General features: G+C 67.6%; 15 protein-coding genes and 1 tRNA gene. 11 read left to right on the forward strand and 5 right to left on the reverse strand.

Going from position 1 to position 23652, the window contains the following annotated elements; genetic code table 11:
* Positions 1-31: 31 nt before the first annotated feature.
* A complete protein-coding gene (locus BAU06_RS18460; protein ID WP_156770278.1) occupies positions 32-1093 on the reverse strand; it encodes an ABC transporter substrate-binding protein in 1062 nt (353 codons plus the stop codon).
* A 205-nt stretch (positions 1094-1298) separates the two neighbouring features.
* On the opposite strand from BAU06_RS18460, the gene BAU06_RS18465 reads away from it, so the two are divergent.
* Positions 1299-3761, forward strand: coding sequence for a DUF3772 domain-containing protein (locus BAU06_RS18465; RefSeq protein ID WP_066353337.1), 2463 nt, complete (start codon positions 1299-1301; stop codon positions 3759-3761).
* A gap of 6 nt (positions 3762-3767) precedes the next feature.
* Here the strand turns inward: BAU06_RS18465 and BAU06_RS18470 are convergent, their stop codons facing one another.
* Together BAU06_RS18470 and BAU06_RS18475 are read right to left on the reverse strand one after the other, a co-directional pair.
* Positions 3768-4406 (reverse strand): transglycosylase SLT domain-containing protein, encoded by a 639-nt coding sequence (locus BAU06_RS18470; protein ID WP_066353339.1) that lies wholly within the window; start codon positions 4404-4406, stop codon positions 3768-3770.
* Between the two features lie 7 nt (positions 4407-4413).
* Positions 4414-5430: an NADP-dependent oxidoreductase gene (locus BAU06_RS18475; RefSeq protein ID WP_066353340.1), complete on the reverse strand. Its 1017-nt coding sequence runs from the start codon at positions 5428-5430 to the stop codon at positions 4414-4416.
* Positions 5431-5823: 393 nt separating this feature from the next.
* Here BAU06_RS18475 and acnB point away from each other — a divergent pair, with 393 nt between their 5' ends.
* The 10 genes from acnB (at position 5824) to BAU06_RS18530 (ending at position 21681) form a co-directional block, all read left to right on the forward strand.
* Complete coding sequence (acnB, locus tag BAU06_RS18480) at positions 5824-8409, forward strand: bifunctional aconitate hydratase 2/2-methylisocitrate dehydratase (RefSeq protein WP_066353341.1); 2586 nt, start codon at positions 5824-5826, stop codon at positions 8407-8409.
* 317 nt (positions 8410-8726) lie between these two features.
* Entirely contained in the window at positions 8727-11006 is a 2280-nt protein-coding gene (locus tag BAU06_RS18485) for a TonB-dependent receptor (protein ID WP_082993742.1), read from the forward strand.
* A gap of 208 nt (positions 11007-11214) precedes the next feature.
* Positions 11215-12105, forward strand: coding sequence for a LysR family transcriptional regulator (locus tag BAU06_RS18490; RefSeq protein ID WP_335617489.1), 891 nt, complete (start codon positions 11215-11217; stop codon positions 12103-12105).
* A 189-nt stretch (positions 12106-12294) separates the two neighbouring features.
* Positions 12295-15363, forward strand: a complete 3069-nt coding sequence (gene fdnG / locus BAU06_RS18500; RefSeq protein WP_156770279.1) for a formate dehydrogenase-N subunit alpha — start codon at positions 12295-12297, stop codon at positions 15361-15363.
* A gap of 9 nt (positions 15364-15372) precedes the next feature.
* The gene (gene fdxH, locus BAU06_RS18505; protein ID WP_066353348.1) at positions 15373-16329 is read left to right on the forward strand and encodes a formate dehydrogenase subunit beta; all 957 of its coding nucleotides are present in this window, start codon (positions 15373-15375) and stop codon (positions 16327-16329) included.
* Positions 16316-16972, forward strand: coding sequence for a formate dehydrogenase subunit gamma (locus tag BAU06_RS18510; RefSeq protein WP_066353350.1), 657 nt, complete (start codon positions 16316-16318; stop codon positions 16970-16972). The genes fdxH and BAU06_RS18510 overlap by 14 nt, the downstream gene beginning before the upstream one ends.
* A 211-nt stretch (positions 16973-17183) precedes the next feature.
* The gene (gene fdhE / locus BAU06_RS18515; RefSeq protein ID WP_066353354.1) at positions 17184-18113 is read left to right on the forward strand and encodes a formate dehydrogenase accessory protein FdhE; all 930 of its coding nucleotides are present in this window, start codon (positions 17184-17186) and stop codon (positions 18111-18113) included.
* Between the two features lie 60 nt (positions 18114-18173).
* Positions 18174-19598 carry an L-seryl-tRNA(Sec) selenium transferase gene (selA, locus tag BAU06_RS18520; RefSeq protein ID WP_066359350.1) on the forward strand — a complete coding sequence of 475 codons (1425 nt, stop codon included), beginning with the start codon at positions 18174-18176 and terminating at the stop codon, positions 19596-19598.
* Positions 19595-21544, forward strand: coding sequence for a selenocysteine-specific translation elongation factor (gene selB, locus BAU06_RS18525; protein WP_066353357.1), 1950 nt, complete (start codon positions 19595-19597; stop codon positions 21542-21544). Before selA ends, selB begins: the two co-directional genes overlap by 4 nt.
* A 44-nt stretch (positions 21545-21588) precedes the next feature.
* Positions 21589-21681 (forward strand) — tRNA-Sec (locus tag BAU06_RS18530).
* Positions 21682-21702: 21 nt separating this feature from the next.
* Here the strand turns inward: BAU06_RS18530 and BAU06_RS18535 are convergent.
* Together BAU06_RS18535 and BAU06_RS18540 are read right to left on the reverse strand one after the other, a co-directional pair.
* Positions 21703-22599, reverse strand: a complete 897-nt coding sequence (locus tag BAU06_RS18535; RefSeq protein ID WP_066353359.1) for an amidohydrolase family protein — start codon at positions 22597-22599, stop codon at positions 21703-21705.
* Positions 22600-22642: 43 nt separating this feature from the next.
* On the reverse strand, positions 22643-23641 hold the full coding sequence (locus BAU06_RS18540; RefSeq protein ID WP_066353364.1) for a Bug family tripartite tricarboxylate transporter substrate binding protein: 999 nt from the start codon (positions 23639-23641) through the stop codon (positions 22643-22645).
* Positions 23642-23652 lie beyond the last annotated feature (11 nt).

The following is a 23652-nucleotide window of genomic DNA, read 5'->3' on the forward strand; positions in this document are numbered from 1 at the left end:
GCTCAGCAGGACGACAAGGCGGGCAGCGCCCTCAGGCGCCGTTGATGACGCGGTTCCATTGATCGGTCCAGTCCGCGCGCCGGGAGGAAATGAATGCCTGGTCCAGGTCGATGATGCGCGACACCTCGGCGTCCGAGAACTGCACGCGTTGCTGCATCTCCGGGCTGAGCAGTTTCAGCATGGCCGGATTGGAGCCGGCGTAATTGAACACTTTCGCGACCCAGGTCTGGTATTCCGGGTTCAGCGTCATATTGATGTACTGCTCGGCCAGGGCCTTGTGCTTGGTCCCCTTGGCAATGCCGGTCCCGGCCAGGTAGGAGATCGCGCCTTCGGCAGGGAACACCCATTCGGCCTGGCCGCCTTTCTCGCGCACGGTGTAGGTCTGCGATTTATAGAGCAGCCCCACCACCGCCTCGCCGGTTTGCAGCGAGCTCATGATGGTGTCGGTGTCCTTGGCCCAGATGGGATCCAGCTTGACCATCTTGCGCAGCATGTCGAAGCCGGCCTTCTCGTCCTTGGGGTCCTTGCCGGCCGCCATCGCGCCGATGGGAATGACATACGGGCCGATGGAGTGGGTGATCTCGGGCAGCACGATGCGCCCCTGGAACTCCGGACGCCACAGGTCCGCGTAGCTGCGCGGCGGGTTCTTCACTTCCTTGGGGTTGTAGACGATACCCAGCGCCGAATAGATCATGGCGACCCAGCCCGGGCGCTTGAAGCGGTCCGGGATGTCCTTTAGGAAGGACAGGTTGGGCGAGGCGGGATCCAGCGTCTCCAGCACGCCCTGGGACTCGGCCAGCGGGACCACGCCATCATGCAGTTGCACCAGGTCGTAGGGCTGGTTGGACAAATTGATCTTGAGCTTGGTCACGCGTTCGACGGGCGTGGGCCCGCGGTCCTGCGTGATCGTGTAGCCGGTCTGCTTGGCAAAGGGCGCATCCACGTATTGCGCCATGCCGTTGCCCCACAAGCCGCCCCAGGTCATCATCGCCAACGAGCCCGATGACTGCGCGGACGCCAGCGAGAGCCGCCCGGCGCCCGCCATGCCCATGGCCAGGACGGCCGAGTGCTTCAGAAATTCGCGACGCTGCATGGCGTGCTTCCCCTTGTCGGATGTATCGCCGGCGCGCAGGTGTCGCGCGTATGGCGTTGTATACAACCATCTAAGATATCCCAAATATATTTGTATCCAGAAGCGGGCAAACCCTGATAGGCGGGCCCGTCCGCACGCATAATTTGTTGCAGCGGGTGGGACGGCCTCGCGTTATGCTCCGGCGTCCTTGACTTGCAGTGCCCCGATGCGTTTTTTCGCCTTGCCCCCTGCTTTTTCCTTTACCGCCCTGGCGGCGCGCCTGCTGCTGGCCTTGTTCCTGGCCATAACCGTGCTACCGGTGCCGGGCCACGCCCAGGCGCCTTCGACGTCGCAGGAAATCGACAAGGCCCTGGATGCCGCGCGCAAGGAAATGGAAGCCTTGCGCAAGAATCTCGCGGAGCAGACCGATGACGCGGAACTCCTGCGCCGGCGGGCCGCGGCCCTGGATATCCAGTCCAAGGCCGACGCCATCGCGGAAAAGCTGGCGCCTGTCCTGACTTCCGTACAGGCCCGCCTGACCGAACTGGGACCGGCTGGCGATACCGGCAAGGAAGCGCACGACGTCGCGGCGCAGCGCGCCGACCTGGAGAAGACCCGGTCGACGCTGGATGCGCAGATCAAGCTGGCCCGGCTGCTATCGGTCGAAGGCGTGCAGACCGCCGAACTGGTCTCCACCATGCGCAGGTCGCAGTTCCAGGCGCGGCTGGGCGAACGGCGGCCCTCTATCCTGGCCACGCAATTCCGCAACGACCTGCAGGACGACCTGCCGCGCGATCTCAGCCGCTTCGATAGCCTGCGCGACGAGCTGGTGGCCGCGGTGGCGGGCACGCCGGCGTGGGTGTGGATGGTGCTGGTGCTGCTGGCGGCGGCGATTATCGTGGCGTCCGCGCTGGCGGCCCGCGTCGTGCGCCGCTTCACGGCCACGCGCGTGCCGGCGGGCCGCCTGCGGCGCTCGTTCCACGCCCTGCTTGTCGTCCTGGTGGCCACCCTGGCGCCGGGCCTGATCGGGCAGCTGATCTATATCGGCCTGGACTGGCAGGGACAATTGCCGGACGCCACGCAGGCGCTGGTCTCCGGGTTCGCCGGGATCCTGTGCCTGGGGGGTTATGTGACCGGACTGGGCCTGGCGCTGCTCTCGCCGTCCCGGCCCTCCTGGCGGCTGCCGGACATTCCCGACGCGATCGCCGAGAAGATGCGCTGGTTTCCGCACGTGCTGGGGCCGCTGGTGGTCGTGGTATGGGTACTGGACACCCTGCCCGTTTCGGTCAACGCCAGCCTGAGCACGGCCATCGCCGTCAATTGCCTGGTGGCCTTCCTGCTGATCGCCGTGGCCGCCGTCGGGCTGGTGCGGCTCGAGCGCGCGCGCCGCGCGGCCTTGCGCGATCCGGAAACCGGCCGGGCGCCGCCCCGCCGGCTTTCGCTGCTGATCAGCGTCAGCGTGACCTGGATCGTACTGGCCATCGCGCTGATCGCCGTGCTGACCGGCTACGTCGCCTTCGGCAACTTCGCCGCCAAGCAGGTGGTGTGGACGCTGATCGTCCTGAGCTCGGCCTATCTGCTGGTGGTCCTGGTCGACGATTTCTTCATGTCGGTGCTGGGCGTCTCCAGGCGCGAGGCCGATGGCCAGGAACGCAGCCAGGAACCCCGCATCCGCGACCAGGCGGCCGTCGTGCTGTCCGGGGCGGCCCGCGTGTTGATCGGGCTGATCGCCTTCATCATGGTGCTGGGCCAGTTCGCCGAAGGCCCGGTGGAACTGCTGCAGCGCGCCGAGCAGCTGTTGAACGGCTTGTCCGTCGGCCAGGTGCAGCTGCGCCCGGCGGCCCTGGTGCAGGGCCTGCTAGTGCTGTTGGGCGGCCTGCTGGCCGTGCGCATCCTGAAACGCTGGCTGATCAAGCGCTATCTGCCCACCACGACGCTGGATCCGGGCATGCAGACATCCGCCACCACGCTGTTCGGCTACGTCGGCGTGGTGGTCGCGGTGGGCCTGGCGCTGTCGGCGCTGGGCATCGGGCTGGAACGGGTTGCCTGGGTCGCCAGCGCGCTGTCGGTGGGTATCGGTTTCGGCCTGCAGGCGGTGGTGCAGAACTTCGTCTCCGGCCTGATCCTGCTGGCGGAACGGCCGGTCAAGGTGGGCGACTGGGTGTCGCTGGGCGGCGTCGAAGGCGATATCCGCCGCATCAACGTACGCGCCACGGAAATCCAGATGAGCGATCGTTCCACCGTGATCGTGCCGAATTCCGAATTCATCACCAAGACCGTGCGCAATGTCACGCACGCGAACCCGCTGGGCCTGGTGCAGGTCAAGCTGCCCATGCCCCTGGGCACGGATGCCGCCAAGGCGCGCGAAATCATTCTTTCCGCCTTCAAGGACCACGAAGACGTGCTGGACACGCCCGCGCCCAACGTCTACCTGGACGGCATCGACGCCGGCAACCTGATGTTCAATGCGACCGGCTATGTCGGCTCGCCGCGGCAGGCCTACGGCACGCGCAGCGCGCTGCTGTTCGAGATCCTGCAACGGCTGGCGGCGGAAAACATCGGCCTGGGCAAGCCGCCCACCATGCTGGTGGCCGCGCCGCCGTCGCTGTTGCCGGGGATCTCGGCCAGCGCGCCGTCGCGTCCGGCGGGCGAGCCGCCCGCCGCGGAACCGGGCCCCGCGCGGGGATAGGCCGGCCTAGAAGGGCCAGATGCCGGAATCCAGCTCGTCCTTGCAGCCGGCATATTGCTGGCGGAAACGATCGGCGCGCGCCTGCACCTTGCGCGCGACCCCGATCAGCCAGGCCTTGCGGTTGTAGCTGCGGGCGCGATAGCCGCTCCAGCCTTCGTGATACGCCAGGTATTGCCCGTAGGCGTCCCACTTCGAGACGCCGGTAAGTTTCTGCGTCTTGTCGATGTACCAGCCCATGAAGTCCATGGCGTCGTCGAAATCGTCGCGGCTGGCGAACCACCGGTTGTTCTGGCTGACGTAGTCGTCCCAGGTCTCGTCCTTGGCCTGGGCGTAGCCATAGGCGGAACTGACCCGCCCCCACGGGATGAAGCCCAGCAGATAATCGCGCGGCGGCTTCGCGTCATAGCGGAAGCCGGACTCCTGGAACAGGATGGCGAAGGGCACCTGCACGGGCACGCCCCATTTCTTCTGCACGTCCAGGGCCGCCTCGTACCAGTCGTCCTTCTCGCGGAAGATGGCGCACAGGTCGTCCGGATTGCGCGGCGGCGATGTCGCGCAGCCCGACAGGAGCAGCGAGCAAGCCAGGACCGCCGCCACGGAGGCCCGGCGCCAGCCCGGAACCGTCGTCCGGCGCGATAGAACCATGCACCAATCAGGAAACACGAACGAGCAGCTTCCCGAAGTTGGCGCCTTTCAGCATGCCCATGAATGCCCGCGGCGCGTTTTCCAGGCCATCGACGATATCCTCGCGATAGCGGATCCGGCCGCTGGCCACCGCCTCGCCGACCTCGCGCAGGAAGTCGGGATAGTGCGCGGCGAATTCGGTATTGATGAAGCCGCGCAGCGTCAGGCTGCGGGAGAGCACCTCGCGCATGGTGGCGGGCAACCGGTCCGGTCCCTGCGCCGGGGCGCCGTCATACTGCGCGATCAGGCCGCACACGGGTACGCGTGCATACTTGTTCAACAGGGGCAATACCGCCTGCCATACCGCGCCGCCGACATTCTCGAAATACACGTCGATGCCATCCGGGCAGGCGTCCGCCAGCAGCGCCGGGAAGTCCGGATCGCCATGGTCCACGACCGCGTCGAAGCCCAATTCGTCCTTCACGTGGGCGCACTTCCGCGCCCCGCCAGCGATACCGACGGCCCGTGCGCCCTGGATCTGCGCCAGCTGTCCCACCAGCGAGCCGACCGGTCCGCTGGCCGCCGCCACCACGACCGTTTCGCCAGTCCTGGGCTGCCCGATGAAGCGCAGGCCGCTGTAGGCGGTGAAGCCGGGCATGCCCAGCACGCCCAGGCCTGTGCTGACGGGCGCGGCGGCCGGATCCAGCTTGCGCAGGCCGGCGGCGGCCACATTGGCATGGCTGCGCCAGCCGGTGCGGGCCAGCACGATGTCGCCCACGGCGTAGTCCGGATGGCGCGTGGCGATGACCCGGCCCACGGATTCACCCTCCATCGCATGTCCCAGCGGCACCGGCGGTGCATAGGATTTCCGTTCGTCCATCCTGCCGCGCATGTAGGGATCCAGCGACAGATAAAGCACCTGCAGCTGGACCTGGCCTTCCGCGGGTTCGGCCAGGGGCACGGTTTCCTGGCGGAAGTCGCTGGCGCGCACGGCACCTTGCGGACGCGCCGCCAGGACGATCTGGGTGCAGGACGGGACGGACATGATGGACACCTCGGAACGGATGGCGGCACGGCGGGGCGCGGCGTACCGCGAACACGTGTGGCGGAAAAGCGGGTCGGAACCCCGTTATTAAACACCGGATGGCGTGCCGTGACGGATTGCCCCGGCGGATGCGCGGTCCGCGCGCGCCGCCGCGGCACGTACCCCGGGCCAGGGGGCGTCGCCGGTTGGCCGCCCTGGTCTCCGGGGGCGGCCTGGCGCGTCCGACGGACAAGGCCCCGGCCGGAACCAGCCGGGCCCTGGGCTGTCTGCCCTACGCCTGGACGTTGCGCCGTGGCCGCATACTCTTATATAAGATATAAGACCCCTTGCCGCTGCGGCCGCGCGCTACTACAATCCCCGCCGATATTCCCCCAACCACGACCAGGGCTATCCATGCTTGCTACCTATCGCCAACACGTCGCCGAACGCGCGGCACTGGGCGTCCCCCCGCTTCCCCTGTCGGCCCAGCAGACGGCCGACCTGATTGAACTGCTGAAGGCGCCGCCCGCCGGCGAGGACGCCTTCCTGCTCGACCTGATCACGCACCGCGTCCCGGCCGGCGTGGACGACGCCGCCAAGGTCAAGGCCTCCTACCTGGCCGCCGTGGCCCTGGGCAAGGAATCGTGTCCTTTGATCGATCGCGCCAAGGCGACGGAACTGCTGGGCACCATGCTCGGCGGCTACAACATCAGCGCGCTGATCGAACTGCTGGACGATGCGCAAGTGGGCGCCATCGCCGCCAACGGCCTGAAAACCACGCTGCTGATGTTCGATGCCTTCCATGACGTCAAGGAAAAGGCGGACAAGGGCAACGCCAACGCCAAGGCCGTGCTGCAAAGCTGGGCCGACGGCGAGTGGTTCACCTCGCGCCCGGAAGTGCCGCAAAGCATGACCGTGACGGTCTTCAAGGTGACCGGCGAAACCAACACGGACGACCTGTCTCCCGCTCCCGATGCGTGGAGCCGTCCGGACATCCCGCTGCACGCGCAGGCCATGCTCAAGAACGCGCGTCCCGGCATCGAGCCCGACGAGCCCGGCAAGGTCGGTCCCATCAAGTTCCTGAACCAGCTCAAGGAAAAAGGCCATCTGGTCGCCTATGTCGGCGACGTGGTCGGCACCGGCTCGTCGCGCAAGTCGGCGACCAACTCCGTGCTGTGGTTCACGGGCCAGGACATCCCCTACGTGCCCAACAAGCGCTTCGGCGGCGTCTGCCTGGGCGGCAAGATCGCGCCCATCTTCTACAACACCATGGAAGACGCCGGCGCCCTGCCCATCGAACTGGACGTGTCGCAAATGAACATGGGCGACGTCGTCGAACTGCGCCCGTACGAAGGCAAGGCGCTGAAAGACGGCAAGGTCATCGCCGAGTTCCAGGTCAAGTCCGACGTGCTGTTCGACGAAGTCCGCGCCGGCGGCCGCATTCCGCTGATCATCGGCCGCGGCCTGACGGCCAAGGCGCGCGAAGCCCTGGGCCTGCCGCCTTCCACCCTGTTCCGCCTGCCCGTCAGCCCGGTCGACACCGGCAAGGGCTACACGCTGGGGCAGAAGATGGTCGGCCGCGCCTGCGGCCTGCCCGAGGGCAAGGGCGTGCGTCCCGGCACCTACTGCGAGCCGCGCATGGCGTCCGTGGGCAGCCAGGACACCACCGGCACCATGACCCGCGACGAACTGAAGGACCTGGCCTGCCTGGGCTTCTCGGCCGACCTGGTGATGCAGTCCTTCTGCCACACGGCCGCGTACCCCAAGCCGGTGGACGTCAAGACGCACCACACGCTGCCCGCCTTCATGAGCACGCGCGGCGGCATCTCGCTCAAGCCGGGCGACGGCGTCATCCACTCCTGGCTGAACCGCATGCTGCTGCCCGACACCGTGGGCACCGGCGGTGATTCGCACACCCGCTTCCCCATCGGCATTTCCTTCCCCGCGGGGTCGGGCCTGGTGGCCTTCGCCGCCGCCACGGGCGTCATGCCGCTGGACATGCCGGAATCGGTGCTGGTGCGCTTCAAGGGCAAGATGCAGCCCGGCGTGACGCTGCGCGACCTGGTCAACGCGATCCCGCTGTACGCCATCAAGCAGGGCCTGCTGACGGTCGAAAAGCAGAACAAGAAGAATGTTTTCTCCGGCCGCATCCTGGAAATCGAAGGCCTGCCGGACCTGAAATGCGAACAGGCTTTCGAGCTGTCCGACGCATCGGCCGAACGTTCGGCCGCGGCCTGCACGGTGCGCCTGAACAAAGAGCCGATCATCGAGTACATCAACAGCAACATCGTCATGCTGAAGTGGCTGATCGCCAACGGCTACGAGGATGAGCGCTCGATCCGCCGCCGCATCCAGGCCATGGAAGCCTGGCTGGCCAATCCCCAGCTGCTGGAGCCGGATGCCGACGCCGAATACGCCGCGGTCATCGAGATCGACCTTGCCGACATCAAGGAACCCATCGTCGCCTGCCCCAACGACCCCGACGACGTGAAGACGCTGTCGGACGTGGCCGGCGCCAAGATCGACGAAGTGTTCATCGGCAGCTGCATGACCAATATCGGCCACTTCCGCGCGGCGTCCAAGCTGCTGGAAGGCAAGCGCGATATCCCGGTCAAGCTGTGGGTCGCGCCGCCGACCAAGATGGATGCCCGCCAGCTGACCGAGGAAGGCCATTACGGGACCTTCGGCGCCGCCGGCGCGCGCACCGAAATGCCGGGCTGCTCGCTGTGCATGGGCAACCAGGCGCAGGTACGCGAAGGCGCGACGGTCATGTCCACCAGCACCCGCAACTTCCCCAACCGCCTGGGCAAGAACACCAATGTGTACCTGGGCTCCGCGGAACTGGCCGCCATTTGCTCCAAGCTGGGCCGCATCCCGACCCGCGAGGAATACATGGCCGACATCGGCGTCGTCAACCAGAACGGCGACAAGATCTACCAGTACCTGAACTTCGACAAGATCGACGACTACAAGGACGTCGCCGACGTCGTGGAAGTCTGATCCCCGGCTGAAGCAGGCCCGGCATCGCGCCGGGCCTGGCCGATGGGCTCGCCCGCCGCCGTGTGGCTTACCGCACGCCGGCGGGCGATTTCATTTTGGCGGCGTGGCTGCCCCGCCACGCCCATGTTGCATGTCGAAGACATATTATTGATAATGCGAATACTTCGCATTTATGTAAACGTTTAGTTTCTTTTGCGAATAATCGTGTTCGCATGCCAGGCGTGCATGTAGCCGGATCGACATGGCCCGGACGCCGCGCCGGGCAGCATCAGCCTCCAAGGGATTTCTCCATGCCATATCACGCGCCGCAACCGCCCATGCCCGGGCCTGCATCGCCGTCCAGCGCGCGCTCCGCTTCGACCATCGCCCGCCCGGCGCCCTCCGCCCTGGCGCTCGCGCTCCAGCTGGCGTGGGCCGCGCTGGCCACCGCCGGCGCCACCCTGCCCGCCGCCGCCTGGGCCCAGGCGTCCGCGACGCCGCCGGCGGCCGCCCAGCCCGGGACCGTGGGTGCCGGCGCCTCCACGCCGCCCGTGACCACCCTGGCGCCGGTCTCCGTGACCGGGACAGCCATCACGGAGGGCGATACCCTGCCGCCCGTCTATCCCGGCGGCCAGGTCGCCAAGGGCGCGCGCCTGGGCATCCTGGGCGAACAGGATGCCGCCAACGTGCCTTTCAGCGTGACCAGCTTCACCTCGCAATTGGTGGAAGACCAGCAGGCCCGCACGCTGGGGGATGTGCTGCGCAACGATCCGTCCGTCCAGGTCACGCGCGGCTATGGCAACGACGCGCAGTCCTTCGTGGTGCGCGGTTTCCCGCTGTATGGCGACGATATCTCCTATGGGGGCCTGTTCGGCGTCATGCCGCGGCAGATCATCTCGCCGCAGGGCGCCGAACGGATAGAGATCTTCAAGGGCCCCAGCGCCTTCCTGAACGGCGTGCCGCCCGGCGGCTCCGCGGTCGGGGGCATGGTCAATATCGAACCGAAGCGTGCCGGCGACGATCCGCTGACCCGCGTGTCGGTGGACTACGGCACCTCGTCGCAGCGCGGCGTCAGCGCCGATATCGGCCGGCGCTGGGGCGCCAGCAACCAGTTCGGCATCCGCGTGAACGCCCTGCAGCGCGAAGGCGATACCGGCATCGACGACGTCGGCAACCGCATTACTTTCGGCTCGGTGGGCCTGGATTATCGGGGCGACCGGTTCCGTGCTTCGCTGGACGTCGGCTACCAGAAGCAGCGCACCAGCCAGGGGCGACCCATGGTCCAGGTGCTGCCCGGCCAGGACATCCCGGATCCGCCATCCGCGCGGCACAACTACGCGCAGCCGTGGACGTACTCCATGACGGAGAACACCTTCGGCATGCTGCGCGCGGAATACGACCTGACCGACCGCTGGACCGCCTTCGCCGCGATCGGCGGCAACCATGCGCGCGAGAAAGGCTCGTATTCGTCGCTGACCGTGGACGGCGACGGCGTGGGCACCGCCAGCCGCCTGGATGTGGTGCCGTACGAGTCGGATACCTTCGGCATGATGGGCGGCGTGCGCGGCAAGTTCGATACCGGTCCGCTGAAGCACTCGGTGACCGCCGCGTTCTCCGAGGCCTACCTGAAGAAAAAAGCCGCCTACACCTTCGGGTCCAGCTTCGCCACGGACCTCTACGACACGCCCTCCGTCCCCTATCCGGCGACCACCTTGCCGTTCGGCAATTCCGATGACCCGTATGTCACCGGCCGCAACCGCATGACCGGCGTTTCCGTGTCCGACACCCTGTCCTTCCTGGACGACCGCGTCTTCGTGACCCTGGGCGCGCGCCACCAGAAGATCCAGACGACGACCTACTCGGCGATGACGGGTGTGGAGGACAGCCACTACGACGATTCCGCCACGTCCCCGGTATATGGCCTGGTCGTCAAGCCGTGGGAACAGGTGTCGCTCTACGCGAACCACATCGAGGGCCTGCAGCAGGGCCTGACCGCGCCGACCACCGCCGTCAACGCCAATACGACTTTCGCGCCATCCAAATCCAAGCAGAACGAAGTCGGCGTAAAGCTGGACATGGGCAGCTATGGCGCCAACCTGGCCTTGTTCGAGATCAAGCAGCCCACCGGCGTGACCGACCCCGTGACGGGAATCTTCTCGGTGGCGGGCGAGCAGCGCAACCGCGGCGTCGAAATGAACGTCTTCGGCGAACCGGTACGCGGCGTCCGGCTGATCGGCGGCGTCTCCTTCATCGACGCCACCTTGCGCGATACCAAGAACCCGGACACCGAAGGCAACGACGCCGTCGGCGTGCCGAACTACACGGCCGTGCTGAACGCGGAATGGGACCTGCCCTGGGTGCCCGGCCTGACGCTGCAGGGCCGGGTGACCCGCGCGGGCTCCCAGTACCTGGACACCGCCAACACGCAGAAGGTCAAGCCGTGGACGACCCTGGACCTGGGCATGCGCTATGCCATGAAGGTCGAGCGGCACGACGTCGTGTGGCGCCTGGGCGTGGAGAACGTCACCAACAAGCGCTATTGGTCCTCGGCCAACGGCGGCTATCTGGTCCAGGGCGACCCGCGCACGGTCAAGTTGTCCGTGGCGGTGGACTTCTAGCCCGGCGTCTCGCCCCTTTCGCGCGCCGCCGCCGGCCGTGGCGGCCACGCCGCCTGGCCGGCGGGACAGCGCTCGCATCGTCGGGCAGGCCGGCCGGGCAAGGTCAAGAGCCCCTGCCCGTCGTGCCCCCAAGGCATGCCGCGACGCCCCGGGTACACTCGGGCCCATGGAAACTGGGCCTGGGCACCGCCGCCGGGCCGTCATGGCAATGAAGATAGACCTATCCGCCCTGCAGACGCTGGTGGCCGCCATCGAAGAGCGCAGCCTGGCCAAGGCGGGCGAACGCGAGCATCTGGTTACCTCGGCCGCCAGCAAGCGCATCGCCGAACTGGAACGCCAGATCGGCACCGCGCTGCTGGTCCGCCACAATCGCGGTGTCGAGCCCACCCCGGCGGGCGCGGCGCTGTACCACAAGGCCAAGGCCATCCTGACCAGCGTGCGCACGCTGGAGGACCTTTGCGAGGAATTCTCGCCGGACGGCATCCCCAAGATCCGCCTGGCCGCCAACCGGTCCGCCATTATCGAGTTCCTGCCCAGCGACATCCGCGCCTTCCAGGCGGTCAGCCCGCGGTCGCGCCTGGACCTGGTGGAGGCCTATAGCGGCGATATCCCCCGCATGGTGTCCGACCAGGAAGTGGATATCGGCATCTACCATGCGGTCGGCGCGGCGCCCGGCGTGGTGTCCCATCCCTACCGCAGCGACCGCGTGGTCCTGGTCGTGCCGCTGGGCCACCCCCTGGCCGGCGCCGGCGCCTTGCACCTGGACGACGCCCGCGCCTACGACTTCCTGGGCTATTTCCCGCGCCACTCCTTCGAGGCCTTCATGGAGCTGGTCGGGCCCACGCTGACCGGACCGCTGAACGTCAAGATCCAGGTGGCCAATTACGAGGCGCGCTGCCGCATGGTGCGCGAGGGCCTGGGTATCGCCGTCATGCCGGAACCCATCGCCGACACCTATCTGGCCCTGCTCGGGCTGGTCAAGATCCCGCTGCGGGACGCCTGGGCAAAACGGCAGTTCTATGTCTGCGCGCGCGACCGCGCGCACATGCGGCCCACGGCGGGCGAGCTGTTCGATTTCCTGACCCAGGCCGGCGGCTAGCGCGCGTGGCCCCATCCCGCGGCGGATCCCGTTCCGCTCGCCACGCCGGGCCTCCAGCGCGCGCCACGCCCGGCACGCGTTGACGGCGGCCGTGCCCAGCCGTATGCTGCAACGCGGTCGCGGCTTCACAAGAGCCTCGCAATGATCATGCAGACGGTTTTGCTGCACACAATCAAAAGGGAGAGCCCCATGGTCAACATGAACCGGCGCCAGTTTTTCAAGGTGACCGGCGCGACGCTGGCGGGGTCCAGCCTGGCATTGCTCGGGGCCGCGCCCCGGCAGGCCATGGCGGAAGTCCGCCAATACAAGCTCGCGCGCACCACTGAAACCCGCAACACCTGTCCTTATTGCTCGGTGGCTTGCGGGATCCTGATGTACGGGCTTGGCGACGGCGCCAAGAACGCCACATCCAGCATCATCCACATCGAAGGCGATCCCGACCACCCCGTCAATCGCGGGACGCTCTGTCCCAAGGGCGCCGCCCTGATCGATTTCATCCACAGCCCCAACCGCCTGAAGTACCCGGAGTACCGCGCGCCGGGCTCGGACAAGTGGCAGCGGATTTCCTGGGACGAAGCGCTGACGCGCATCACCAGGCTGATGAAGCAGGACCGCGACGCCAACTTCGTCGAAAAAACGGCGGACGGCAAGACGGTCAACCGCTGGCTGACCACCGGCATGCTGGCCGCCTCTGCCAGCAGCAACGAGGTCGGCTACATCACGCACAAGACCGTGCGCAGCATGGGGATGCTGGCGTTCGACAACCAGGCTCGTGTCTGACATGGCCCGACGGTGGCAGGTCTTGCCCCGACGTTCGGCCGTGGCGCGATGACGAACCATTGGGTCGACATCAAGAACGCGGACATCATTCTCATCATGGGCGGCAACGCCGCCGAAGCCCACCCCTGCGGTTTCAAGTGGGTGACCGAAGCCAAGGCCCATAACAAGGCCAGGCTTATCGTCGTGGATCCGCGCTTCAACCGCTCGGCGTCCGTGGCGGATTTCTACGCGCCCATACGTACCGGCACGGATATCCTGTTCCTGGGCGGCGTCATCAACTATCTGATCGCCAACGACAAGATCCATCACGACTACGTCCGCAACTATACGGACATGTCCTTCATCGTCCGTTCGGACTTCACGTTCGAGGCCGGGCTGTATTCGGGCTACAACCCCGACAAGCGCAACTACGACCAGTCCACCTGGGATTACGAGCGGGGCGAGGACGGCTACGTCAAGACCGATCCCACCCTACAGGATCCGCGCTGCGTCTATCAGCTGATGAAGCAGCATTACTCGCGCTATACGCCGGAAATGGTCGAGCGTGTCTGCGGCACGCCCAGGGACAAGTTCCTGAAGGTGTGCGAAATGCTGGCCAGCACCGCCACGGCGGGCCGCGCGGCGACCATCATGTATGCCCTGGGCTGGACCCAGCATTCGGTGGGCTCGCAGATGATACGCACCGGCGCCATGGTGCAGCTGCTCCTGGGCAATATCGGCATATCCGGCGGCGGGATGAACGCCCTGCGCGGCCACTCCAATATCCAGGGGCTGACCGACCTGGGGCTGATGTCCAACCTGCTGCCGGGCTACCTGACGCTGCCGGTGGAAAGCGAACAGGACTTCGAGCAATACATCGGCAAGCGCGCGCTGAAACCGCTGCGGCCCAACCAGCTTAGCTACTGGCAGAACTACCGCAAGTTCCACGTCAGCCTGATGAAGGCCTGGTGGGGCCCGGCCGCGACCGCGGAAAACAACTGGGGGTTCGATTACCTGCCCAAGCTGGACCGGCTCTACGACATGCTGCAGGTCTACGAGCTGATGAACCAGGGCAAGATGAACGGCTACATCGCCCAGGGCTTCAATCCCCTGGCCGCTGCGCCGAACAAGGGCAAGCTGATCCAGGGCTTCTCCAAGCTGAAGTGGCTGGTCATCATGGATCCGCTGGTCACGGAGACTTCCGAATTCTGGCGCAATTTCGGCGATCACAACGATGTGGATCCGTCGAAGATCCAGACCGAGGTCTTCCGCCTGCCCACCACCTGTTTCGCCGAGGAAAACGGCGCGCTGGTCAATTCGGGGCGCTGGCTGCAATGGCACTGGAAAGGCGCCGAGCCGCCGGGCGAGGCCAAGAGCGACATCGAAATCATGTCGCTGCTGTTCACCCGCCTGCGCAGGATGTACCAGCAGGAAGGGGGCAAGTACCCGGATCCCATCGTCAACCTGGCCTGGCCCTACGCCGATCCGGAAAGCCCCACCGCAGAGGAACTGGCCAAGGAATACACCGGCAAGGCCGTGACCGACCTGGCCGACCCCAAGGACCCCTCGCGCATCCTGCGGCGGGCGGGCGACCAGCTGGCCAGCTTCGCCGAGCTGCGCGATGACGGCAGCACGTCCAGCGGCTGCTGGATCTTCGCGGGCGCCTGGGGGCCGGAAGGCAACCTGATGGCGCGGCGCGACAACAGCGATCCGACCGGCATCGGCCAGACGCTGAACTGGGCCTGGGCCTGGCCGGCCAACCGCCGCGTGCTGTACAACCGCGCCTCCTGCGACCCCTCGGGCAAGCCGTTCAACCCGCGGCGCAACCTGGTGTCCTGGAACGGCAAGGCCTGGGTGGGCGCCGACGTGCCCGACTTCAAGCTGGACGAGAATCCCGCCGGCGGCATGGGACCCTTCATCATGAATCCGGAGGGCGTGGCGCGCTTCTTCTCGCGCAACGGCCTGGCCGAAGGCCCCTTCCCCGAACACTACGAACCCTTCGAGAACCCGCTGGGCTACAACCCCCTGCATCCGCAGGCCAAGGGCGTGACCAGCAACCCGGCGGCGCGCGTGTTCAAGGACGACCTGGCGGCCATGGGAACGGTGGACAAATTCCCCTATGTGGCCACCACCTATCGCCTGACGGAGCATTTCCACTACTGGACCAAGCATTGCCACATCAACGCGGTCCTGCAACCGGAGCAGTTCGTGGAAATCGGCGAGGCCATGGCCAAGGAACTGGGCATCGCCAACGGGACGCGGGTCAAGGTGTCCTCCAACCGCGGGCACATCACCGCCGTGGCGCTGGTCACCAAGCGGATACGGCCCATGCAGGTGGAAGGCAAACCCGTCCATCACGTGGGCATCCCCATACACTGGGGTTTCGTCGGCCTCGCCAAGCCCGGCTATCTGGCGAACACGCTGACGCCTTTCGTGGGCGACGGCAATTCGCAGACACCGGAATTCAAGTCCTTCCTGGTGAAGGTGGAAAGAGCCTAGGAGCGAGCGATGAGTATGCAATCCCTGGATATCAAACGCCGCTCGGCCACCACCACGCCGCCCCCGGGTGTCCGTGAACCGGTCACCGGCAGCGTCGCCAAGCTGATCGACGTCAGCAAGTGCATAGGCTGCAAGGCCTGCCAGAGCGCCTGTATGGAGTGGAACGACCTGCGCGACGTGGTGGGCGAGGCCGTCGGCGTCTACGACAACCCCGCGGACCTGACGGAACATTCCTGGACCGTCATGCGCTTCTCGGAATACGAGAATCCCAAGGGTGACCTGGAGTGGCTGATCCGCAAGGACGGCTGCATGCATTGCGAGGACCCGGGCTGCCTGAAGGCCTGTCCGTCGCCGGGCGCCATCGTGCAGTACACCAATGGCATCGTGGACTTCCACGAGGAAAACTGCATAGGCTGCGGCTACTGCATTACCGGGTGCCCGTTCAACGTGCCGCGCATTTCCAAGCAGGACCACAAGGCCTACAAGTGCACGCTGTGTTCCGACCGCGTGGCCGTCGGCCAGGAGCCGGCCTGCGTGAAGACCTGTCCCACCGGCGCCATCGTCTTCGGCACCAAAGAGGACATGAAGCAGCACGCCGCCGAACGCATCGAGGACCTGAAATCCCGCGGCTTCGACCAGGCCGGCCTGTACGACCCGGCGGGGGTGGGCGGTACGCACGTCATGTACGTGCTGCATCACGCCGACCAGCCCGGCCTGTATCACGGCCTGCCGGACAATCCCTCCATCAGCCCCATGGTGGCGCTATGGAAAGGGATCGCCAAGCCCCTGGGATTGGCCGCGGTCGCCCTGACGGCGCTGGCCGGCTTCTTCCATTACATCCGCGTGGGGCCGAACGAAGTCACCGAGGAAGACGAACGCAACGCCGAATCCATGCCCGCGCAGGACAGTGACGCGCAGCGTGGCAGGACAGGCACCGGACAGGAGGCGCCTCATGAAAGACCATGAATCCGTACGGGACGGCCATCGCCTGATCGAGCGCTATACACCGGGCCAGCGCACGAACCACTGGCTTATCGCCATCACCTTCGTGCTGCTGGCGCTGTCCGGGCTGGCGCTGTTCCATCCCGCGATGTTCTGGTTGACCAATCTGTTCGGCGGCGGCCCGTGGACGCGCATCCTGCATCCCTTCGTCGGTATCGTCATGTTCCTGTGCTTCGCGCTGTTCGCGGCGCACATGTGGCGGCACAACAAGATGGACGCGCGCGACCGCGAATGGCTCAGGCGCGGCCGCGATGTGGTCAACAACCGGGAAGACCGCCTGCCCGAGGTCGGCCGCTACAACGCCGGCCAGAAGCTGCTGTACTACGTGCTGATCGCCTGCATGATCGGGCTGCTGCTGAGCGGCATCGTCATCTGGCGGCAGTATTTTTCCTTCTATTTCCCCATCGGGGTTATCCGCGCGGCCTCGGTCGTCCACGCGATTTGTGGTCTGGTGATGATTTGCGCGATCATTGTGCATATCTACGCCGCCATCTGGGTCAAGGGCTCCTTCGGCGCGATGGTGCGCGGCACCGTCACCTGGGGTTGGGCCTGGAAGCATCACCGCGCCTGGTTCCGCGATATCCGCAAGGAGCCGGCGGGCAAATAGCGGCGGGCTGATCCAGGCCGACCGGCGGCTGTCCCGGCGTCATCCCCGGGGCAGCCGTTTTGTCATCCGTTTGCTGTCGATGCCGGACGACGATGGCCGGTGGCGGTACGGTGCGATGACGATGGCCGTGCGGTACGGTGCACATTGCGGCCGGGCCGGCCGCGCGAGCGCCACAGCCGGCCGTGCCGGAAGTTCTTCATCGGAGGTTGTTTTGCAACGTATTCTTCAACGCGGCGAGATCGAGGCGCTGGACCACAACGCCTTGCCGCGGCTGCGGCTGCCCGCGCGGGACAGCGTGTTCGCCGATCGCGCGGCGCGGCTGCGGCAGTTGGCCGAAGACAGCCCGGTGGGCGACTATCTGGCGCTGATGGCCACGCTGGCCGACGCCCAGCAGCGTGCCCTGGCCGATTGCGCGACGCCCGCGCCTTCCGCCGAGCGTATCGGCCTGGCGCAGGCGCACGGCATGCCGCCCCTGCAAGCAATGGGTTGGCCGCGCGATTCCGCCTGGCGCGACGTGCTGCGCCGGCTGCTGGACGACGTGGCGGCCGCGCCCGCGGTCCCGCCGGAGGCCGTGCAGGCATGCGGCGCGCTCCGCCGCGCGCTGGATGAAGACCCCGCCGCGATCGAGCAGCTGGCGGATGCCGTGCTGGCGGAAAGCCAGGACGGCATCGACGGCGCCGCGGCGCCCTTCGTCATGGGCGCCTTGCAGGTAGTCTGGACGGACATGGCGACGCGCTTCGATGCCGCCCAGTTGCCGGTAGTCAGCCCCTTCGGCGTCTGCCCGCTATGCGGCAGCCTGCCGGTGGCCAGCGTGGTGCGCATCGGCGGCCAATACCAGGGCTATCGCTACCTGTGCTGCTCGCTGTGCGCGGCGGAATGGCATATGGTGCGCGTGAAGTGCTCGCATTGCGAATCCACCGAAGGCATCGCGTACCACGGCGTGGAAGGCGGACCGGAAGCGATCAAGGCGGAATCCTGCGACCGCTGCCGCACCTACCGCAAGATCTTCTACCAGGAAAAGGATGTACGGGTCGAACCGGTGGCGGACGACCTGGCCAGCCTGGTGCTGGATGTCCTGATGGGTGAAGCGGACTACAGCCGGGCCAGCGGCAACCCCTTGCTGTGGCAGGAAGAGGAATAAGGAACACGCATGGCCGGACAGATGGCCGGGCAGCCCCGGCAAGCGGCGACGAGCGATGCCATGCCCGGCGAACCCGGCGCCCTGGCCCGCGCGGCCGACATACCGTCGCTGGACCGGCTGCTCAATGCGCCGGCCCTGGCCGCGCTGGCGCCGCGATACGGGCGCACGCAGCTGGTGGCCGCGCTGCGGTCGCACCTGGATACGCTGCGGCAGGCGGCGCTTGCCGGTACCCTGCCCGGTGCCTCGATCGTCGCCGAAACGGTCGCCGCCCAGGTGCAAGCCGCCCTGGAGGCCGCGGCGCGCCCCCGCTTGCGTGCCGTGTTCAATCTGACCGGCACCGTGCTGCATACCAACCTGGGCCGCGCGCTGCTGCCCGATGAAGCGGTGGCGGCGGTGGTGCGCGCGCTGACGGCGCCGGCCAACCTGGAATTCGACCTGGACAGCGGCGGCCGGGGCGATCGCGACGACCTGGTCGAAGGCCTGCTGCGCGAACTCACCGGCGCCGAAGCCGCCACCGTCGTCAACAACAATGCCGCCGCGGTGCTGCTGATGCTGAACTCGCTGGCCGACCGGCGCGAAGTCGTGGTGTCGCGCGGCGAATTGGTTGAAATCGGCGGCGCTTTCCGCATCCCCGATGTCATGAAGCGGGCCGGCGCCAGGCTGGTGGAGATCGGCACCACCAATCGCACCCATCCCGCCGACTACGAAGCCGCCATCGGACCGCGCACCGCCATGCTGATGAAGGTGCATTGCAGCAACTACGCCGTCACCGGCTTCACCCGGAGCGTCGACGTAGGCCAGGTGGCCCGCATCGCCGGCAAGGCCGGCCTGCCGACGGCGGTGGACCTGGGCAGCGGCACGCTGCTGGACCTGTCGCGCTGGGGCCTGCCCCGCGAGGACACCGTGCGGGAGACCGTGGCGGCCGGCGCCGACCTGGTCACTTTCAGCGGCGACAAGCTGCTGGGCGGTCCGCAAGCCGGCCTGATCGTCGGCCGCGCCGACCTGATCCGCAAGATCAAGAAGAACCCCTTGAAGCGCGCCTTGCGGGTGGGCAAGCTGACGCTGGCCGCGCTGGAACCGGTGCTGGCGCTGTACCGCGCCCCCGAACTGCTGGCCGACCGGCTCACGACCCTGCGCCTGCTGACCCGTCCGGCCGCCAGCATGCGCGAACAAGCGGAGCGCATGCTGCCGCGCCTGCGGCATGCCGTGGGCAGCGGCTATGTCGTCGAAGCCGCCGCCATGGCCAGCCAGATCGGCAGCGGCGCCCTGCCGGTGGACCGATTGCCCAGCCATGGCTACGCGATCCGGCATGCCGGCACGGGGCGCCCCGGCCGCGCGCTGGAAAAGCTGGAGGCCGCCTTGCGCCGCCTGCCGCGCCCCGTGATCGGCCGCATCGGCGACAACGCCTTGTGGCTGGACCTGCGTTGCCTGGAGCCCGGCGACGAAGCCGCCTTCCTGGCGCAGCTGGAAGCGCCGTTGGCATGATCGTCGGTACCGCGGGCCATATCGACCATGGCAAGACCACGCTGGTCCGCGCCCTGACGGGCGTGGATACCGACCGCCTGAAGGAAGAAAAAGCGCGCGGCATTTCCATCGAGCTCGGATATGCCTACACGCCGCTGCCCAATGGCGACGTGCTGGGCTATATCGACGTGCCCGGCCATGAAAAGCTGGTGCACACCATGGCCGCCGGCGCGGGCGGCATCGACTTCGGTCTGCTGGTCATCGCCGCCGACGACGGCACGATGCCGCAGACCCGCGAACATCTAGCCATCCTGCAATTGCTGGGCGTGCGCCACGGCGCGATCGCGATCACCAAGGTGGACCGCGTGGACGCCGAACGCCTGCGGGCGGTGCGCGCGGAGGTCCAGGCCCTGGCGGCCGGCACCTTCCTGGCCGAGGCGCCGGTATTCGCCGTCAACGCGACGGCCGGCGCCGACCTGGGCACGCGCGCCTTGCGGGCCTGCCTGGAGAACGCGGCGGCCACCTTGGCCGCGCGGCCGGATGACGGCCTGTTCAGGCTGGCCGTAGACCGCGTCTTCACCCTGGCCGGCCAGGGCACCGTCGTCACCGGTACCGTGCACGCCGGGCGCGTGCGGGCCGGGGGCGCCGACGCGGGACCGGATGCGGCCGGCGCACCGGTGCTGATGCCGGCCGGCATCCCCGTGCGCATACGCGGTATCCACGCGCAGAACCGGCCCAGCCAGGCCGGCCATGCCGGCCAGCGCTGCGCGCTGAACCTGGCCGGCATCGACAAGTCGGCGATCGCCCGCGGCGACTGGATCGCCGATCCCCGCTGTTTCCAGCCCGCGCGGCACGTCGACGTGGACGTGCGGGTGCTGCCGTCCGCCGATACGGCCCTGACGACCTGGCTGCCCGTGCACGTACACCTGGGCGCCGCCCACCACATGGCGCACGTCGTGCCCTTGTCCGCGGAGAGGCTGCCGCCGGGCGCGACAGGGCGCGCGCAGCTCGTCTTCGACACGCCGGTCTGCGCCATGCCGGGCGACCGCTACATCGTCCGCAACGCGCAAGCCAGCCAGACGCTGGGCGGCGGGCGCGTCCTGGATCCCGACGCGCCGGACCGCCGGCGCCGCACGCCGCAGCGCGCCGCATGGCTGTCCGCGATCGCGCATATGCTCGATGGCGGCGGCCTGGATGCGCTGCTCGCGCAGGCCCGCCTGGGCTTGGACGAAAACATGCTGATGCGCCTGACCGGGCGTCCATCGGCGGATTTGCCCTTGCCGGAAGACGCCCTGTGGATCCCCTCGCGCGGCGGCGCCGCGCCGCGTACGCTGATCTTGCGGGCCCACTGGGAAGGCCTGCGCGCGTCGGTACACGCCGCCCTGGAACGGCTGCATCGGGATGCGCCGGACGAACCGGGCGCAGACGGCGCCCGCCTGCGCCGCATGGCCTTGCCCGCGCTCGATGAAGCGCCCTGGCAGGCCCTGGTCGCCGACCTGCTGCAGGACGGCACCATCGCACGCAACGGCCCCTGGCTGCACCTGGCCGGCCATGCCGTCCAGCTGGAAGCCGAGGAAGAAGAACTGGCGCAACGCCTGCTGCCGCTTTTGCATGCGGGCCGCTACGATCCGCCATGGGTGCGCGACCTGGCGCGCGGGCTGGGCGTGCCGGAAGACCGGGTGCGCAAGACGCTGCGCAAGCTATTGCGCCGCGGCGATGTCGCGCAGATCGTGCCGGATCTGTTCTATCACCAGTCCAGCGTGCGGGAACTGGCCGCCTTGATCGCCGGGCTGGCCCGCGATGGCGTGAACGCCGCCCGCTTCCGCGATGCGACCGGACTGGGCCGCAAGCGCGCCATACAGATACTGGAATTCTTCGATCGCGTCGGCTACACGCGCCGCCTGCGCGACGTGCACGTGTTGCGCACCGACGGCGGCGCGCGTCCCTACGGCCCCCCGGCGGACTGAGCGCCGGCCGGCAAGGCCGCTATCCCCTACAATGCTCATCATTCGGAAGGCATCCGTGTCCGGTGGCACGGCCGGGCTTCAAACCCGGTTGGGGACGTCAGACGTTCCCACGTAGGTTCGACTCCTGCTGCCTTCCGCCCAGCCACCGCACGCCGGGGTCAAACCGCCCCGAACCCGTACAGCCGCGCCGGATTGTCCACCAGCACGCGCTTGCGCGTGGCCTCGTCCGGCATCCAGTCCGCCAGCAGGTTCAACAGGATGCCATCGTCCGGCACATGGGCCGGGTCGTAATAGTTGATGTGCGGCCAATCCGTGCCCCACACGATCTGCTCGCTGTTGGCCTTGAGCAGCGACGTGGCGAAGGGCGCGATGTCCGGGAACGGCGAGCCCGCCGCGGTATTGCGGTCCGCGCCGGAAATCTTGGTCCAGGCCTTGCCTTCGGCCAGCAGCTTGCACAGGAACTGGAAGCCCGCGTCGCCGACGCCGCGCGAGGCGTTCATGCGGCCCTGGTGGTCGACCACCAGGGTGACGCCCGACTGCAACAGCGTGGGGGCCATGTCCGGCAGGTCCGGCGCGTGGATCCAGATCTGCGCGTGCATGCCGCGCGCCTTCAGGCGCGGCGCCAGCGCGACGAAGTCGTCGATGCCGACGCCATTGCGGTAGACCGCCTTGCCGTCATGCTTGTACAGATTGAAGCGCGCCCCGCGCACCCCCTGTTCGGCCAGGGCGTCCAGGTCCTTGTCCGCGATATCGCCGCGTATCACCGCCACCGCCCGCAGCCGGTCGGGATAGGCACGCAGGGCCTGCAGGACATTGCGGTTGTCATCCCCCTGCGCGCTCGCCGTCACCAGCACGCCGCGGGTCAGGCCCAGGCGGTCCAGGTGGGCGATGAAACGCTCGGCGCCGTTCTCCGGCGGGGTGTAGCTGCGGTCCTCGCTCAGCGGAAACTGCGCGTAGGGACCGAATACATGGGCGTGCGAGTCGCAGGCGCCACGCGGTACGGCATAGCGCACCGGTGTGGACTCGGCGTGGGGCGGCAAACAGGGTCTGGTCATGTCTGGTTCGCGGTTATCGGGTTGGCGGGGCGCGCGGCGACGATCAGCGCGCGTTCTCGGGCTTCAACACGCCGGACGTCAGCAGCGGCTGCAGCTTGGCTTCTTCCTTGGCGAAGATCTGCGCGGCCTGGTCGATGGTGGAGGGCACCACTTCCGAGCCGATGTTGGCCAGCTGCTTCTGCACTTCGGGGTCGGCGACGGCTTTGGCCAGGGCATCGTTCAGGACCTGGCGCACTTCCTTCGGCGTTCCCTTGGGCGTCATCAACGCCGAATAGGTGACCATCTCGAAATCGGGCTTGCCCAATTCGGCCACGGTCGGCACGTCCGGCAATTGCGCGACGCGCTTGGCCGAGGTCACCGCCAGCGCCGTCAAGGCGCCGTTCTGGATCTGCGGCTGGGAGCTGGTCAGCTGGTCCACCATGCCGTCGACCTGGTTGCCCAGCAGATCCGCCAGCGCCGGCGCCGAACCCTTGTAGGGAATGGGATTGAGCTTGATGCCGAAGTCCTGTTCCAGCAGCAGTTCCGCGATGTGGTTGGTCGTGCCCGTGCCGGAATGCGCCACGGCCAGCTCGCCCGGGTGGGCCTTGGCATAGGCGATGAAGCCCTTGAAGTCCTTGATGCCCTGCTTGTTCTTGGCGTTGACCTCCAGCACGGAAGGCACCACGGCCAGCATGCCGACGGGGTCGAAATCGCCCAGCCTGACTTTGGTGCCCGGCACCAGCGTGGGGTTGACCACCAGCGGCACGATGGTGGTGGACAGCACGGTATAGCCGTCCGGCGCGGCACGCGCGACGTTGCCCGCGCCGATGGAGCCCCCGGCCCCGCCGAGGTTCTCCACCACGATGGACTGCTTCAGGTGGCGCGCCATGGCGGTGGTGATGGCGCGCGTGGTGATGTCCAGATTGCCGCCGGGCGGATAGGGCACGACCAGCCGGATGGGCTTGTCGGGATAGCCCGCAGCGGCCGCGATCCCGGCATGCGTGCCCAGACCCAGGGCAATAACCATCCCCAGCGCTTTCACAGCGCCTTTGAACTGCTTCATTGAAGTCTCCG

Origin of the sequence: Bordetella bronchialis (assembly GCF_001676705.1) — a bacterium.
Taxonomy (GTDB): domain Bacteria; phylum Pseudomonadota; class Gammaproteobacteria; order Burkholderiales; family Burkholderiaceae_B; genus Bordetella_C; species Bordetella_C bronchialis.

Coding starts and splice junctions, on each gene's coding strand:
- BAU06_RS18460 (WP_156770278.1), bottom strand. CDS start 1,093: ATGCAGCGTCGCGAATTTCTGAAGCACTCGGCCGTCCTGGCCATGGGC.
- BAU06_RS18465 (WP_066353337.1), top strand. CDS start 1,299: ATGCGTTTTTTCGCCTTGCCCCCTGCTTTTTCCTTTACCGCCCTGGCG.
- BAU06_RS18470 (WP_066353339.1), bottom strand. CDS start 4,406: ATGGTTCTATCGCGCCGGACGACGGTTCCGGGCTGGCGCCGGGCCTCC.
- BAU06_RS18475 (WP_066353340.1), bottom strand. CDS start 5,430: ATGTCCGTCCCGTCCTGCACCCAGATCGTCCTGGCGGCGCGTCCGCAA.
- acnB (WP_066353341.1), top strand. CDS start 5,824: ATGCTTGCTACCTATCGCCAACACGTCGCCGAACGCGCGGCACTGGGC.
- BAU06_RS18485 (WP_082993742.1), top strand. CDS start 8,727: ATGCCCGGGCCTGCATCGCCGTCCAGCGCGCGCTCCGCTTCGACCATC.
- BAU06_RS18490 (WP_335617489.1), top strand. CDS start 11,215: ATGAAGATAGACCTATCCGCCCTGCAGACGCTGGTGGCCGCCATCGAA.
- fdxH (WP_066353348.1), top strand. CDS start 15,373: ATGAGTATGCAATCCCTGGATATCAAACGCCGCTCGGCCACCACCACG.
- BAU06_RS18510 (WP_066353350.1), top strand. CDS start 16,316: ATGAAAGACCATGAATCCGTACGGGACGGCCATCGCCTGATCGAGCGC.
- selA (WP_066359350.1), top strand. CDS start 18,174: ATGCCCGGCGAACCCGGCGCCCTGGCCCGCGCGGCCGACATACCGTCG.
- selB (WP_066353357.1), top strand. CDS start 19,595: ATGATCGTCGGTACCGCGGGCCATATCGACCATGGCAAGACCACGCTG.
- BAU06_RS18535 (WP_066353359.1), bottom strand. CDS start 22,599: ATGACCAGACCCTGTTTGCCGCCCCACGCCGAGTCCACACCGGTGCGC.
- BAU06_RS18540 (WP_066353364.1), bottom strand. CDS start 23,641: ATGAAGCAGTTCAAAGGCGCTGTGAAAGCGCTGGGGATGGTTATTGCC.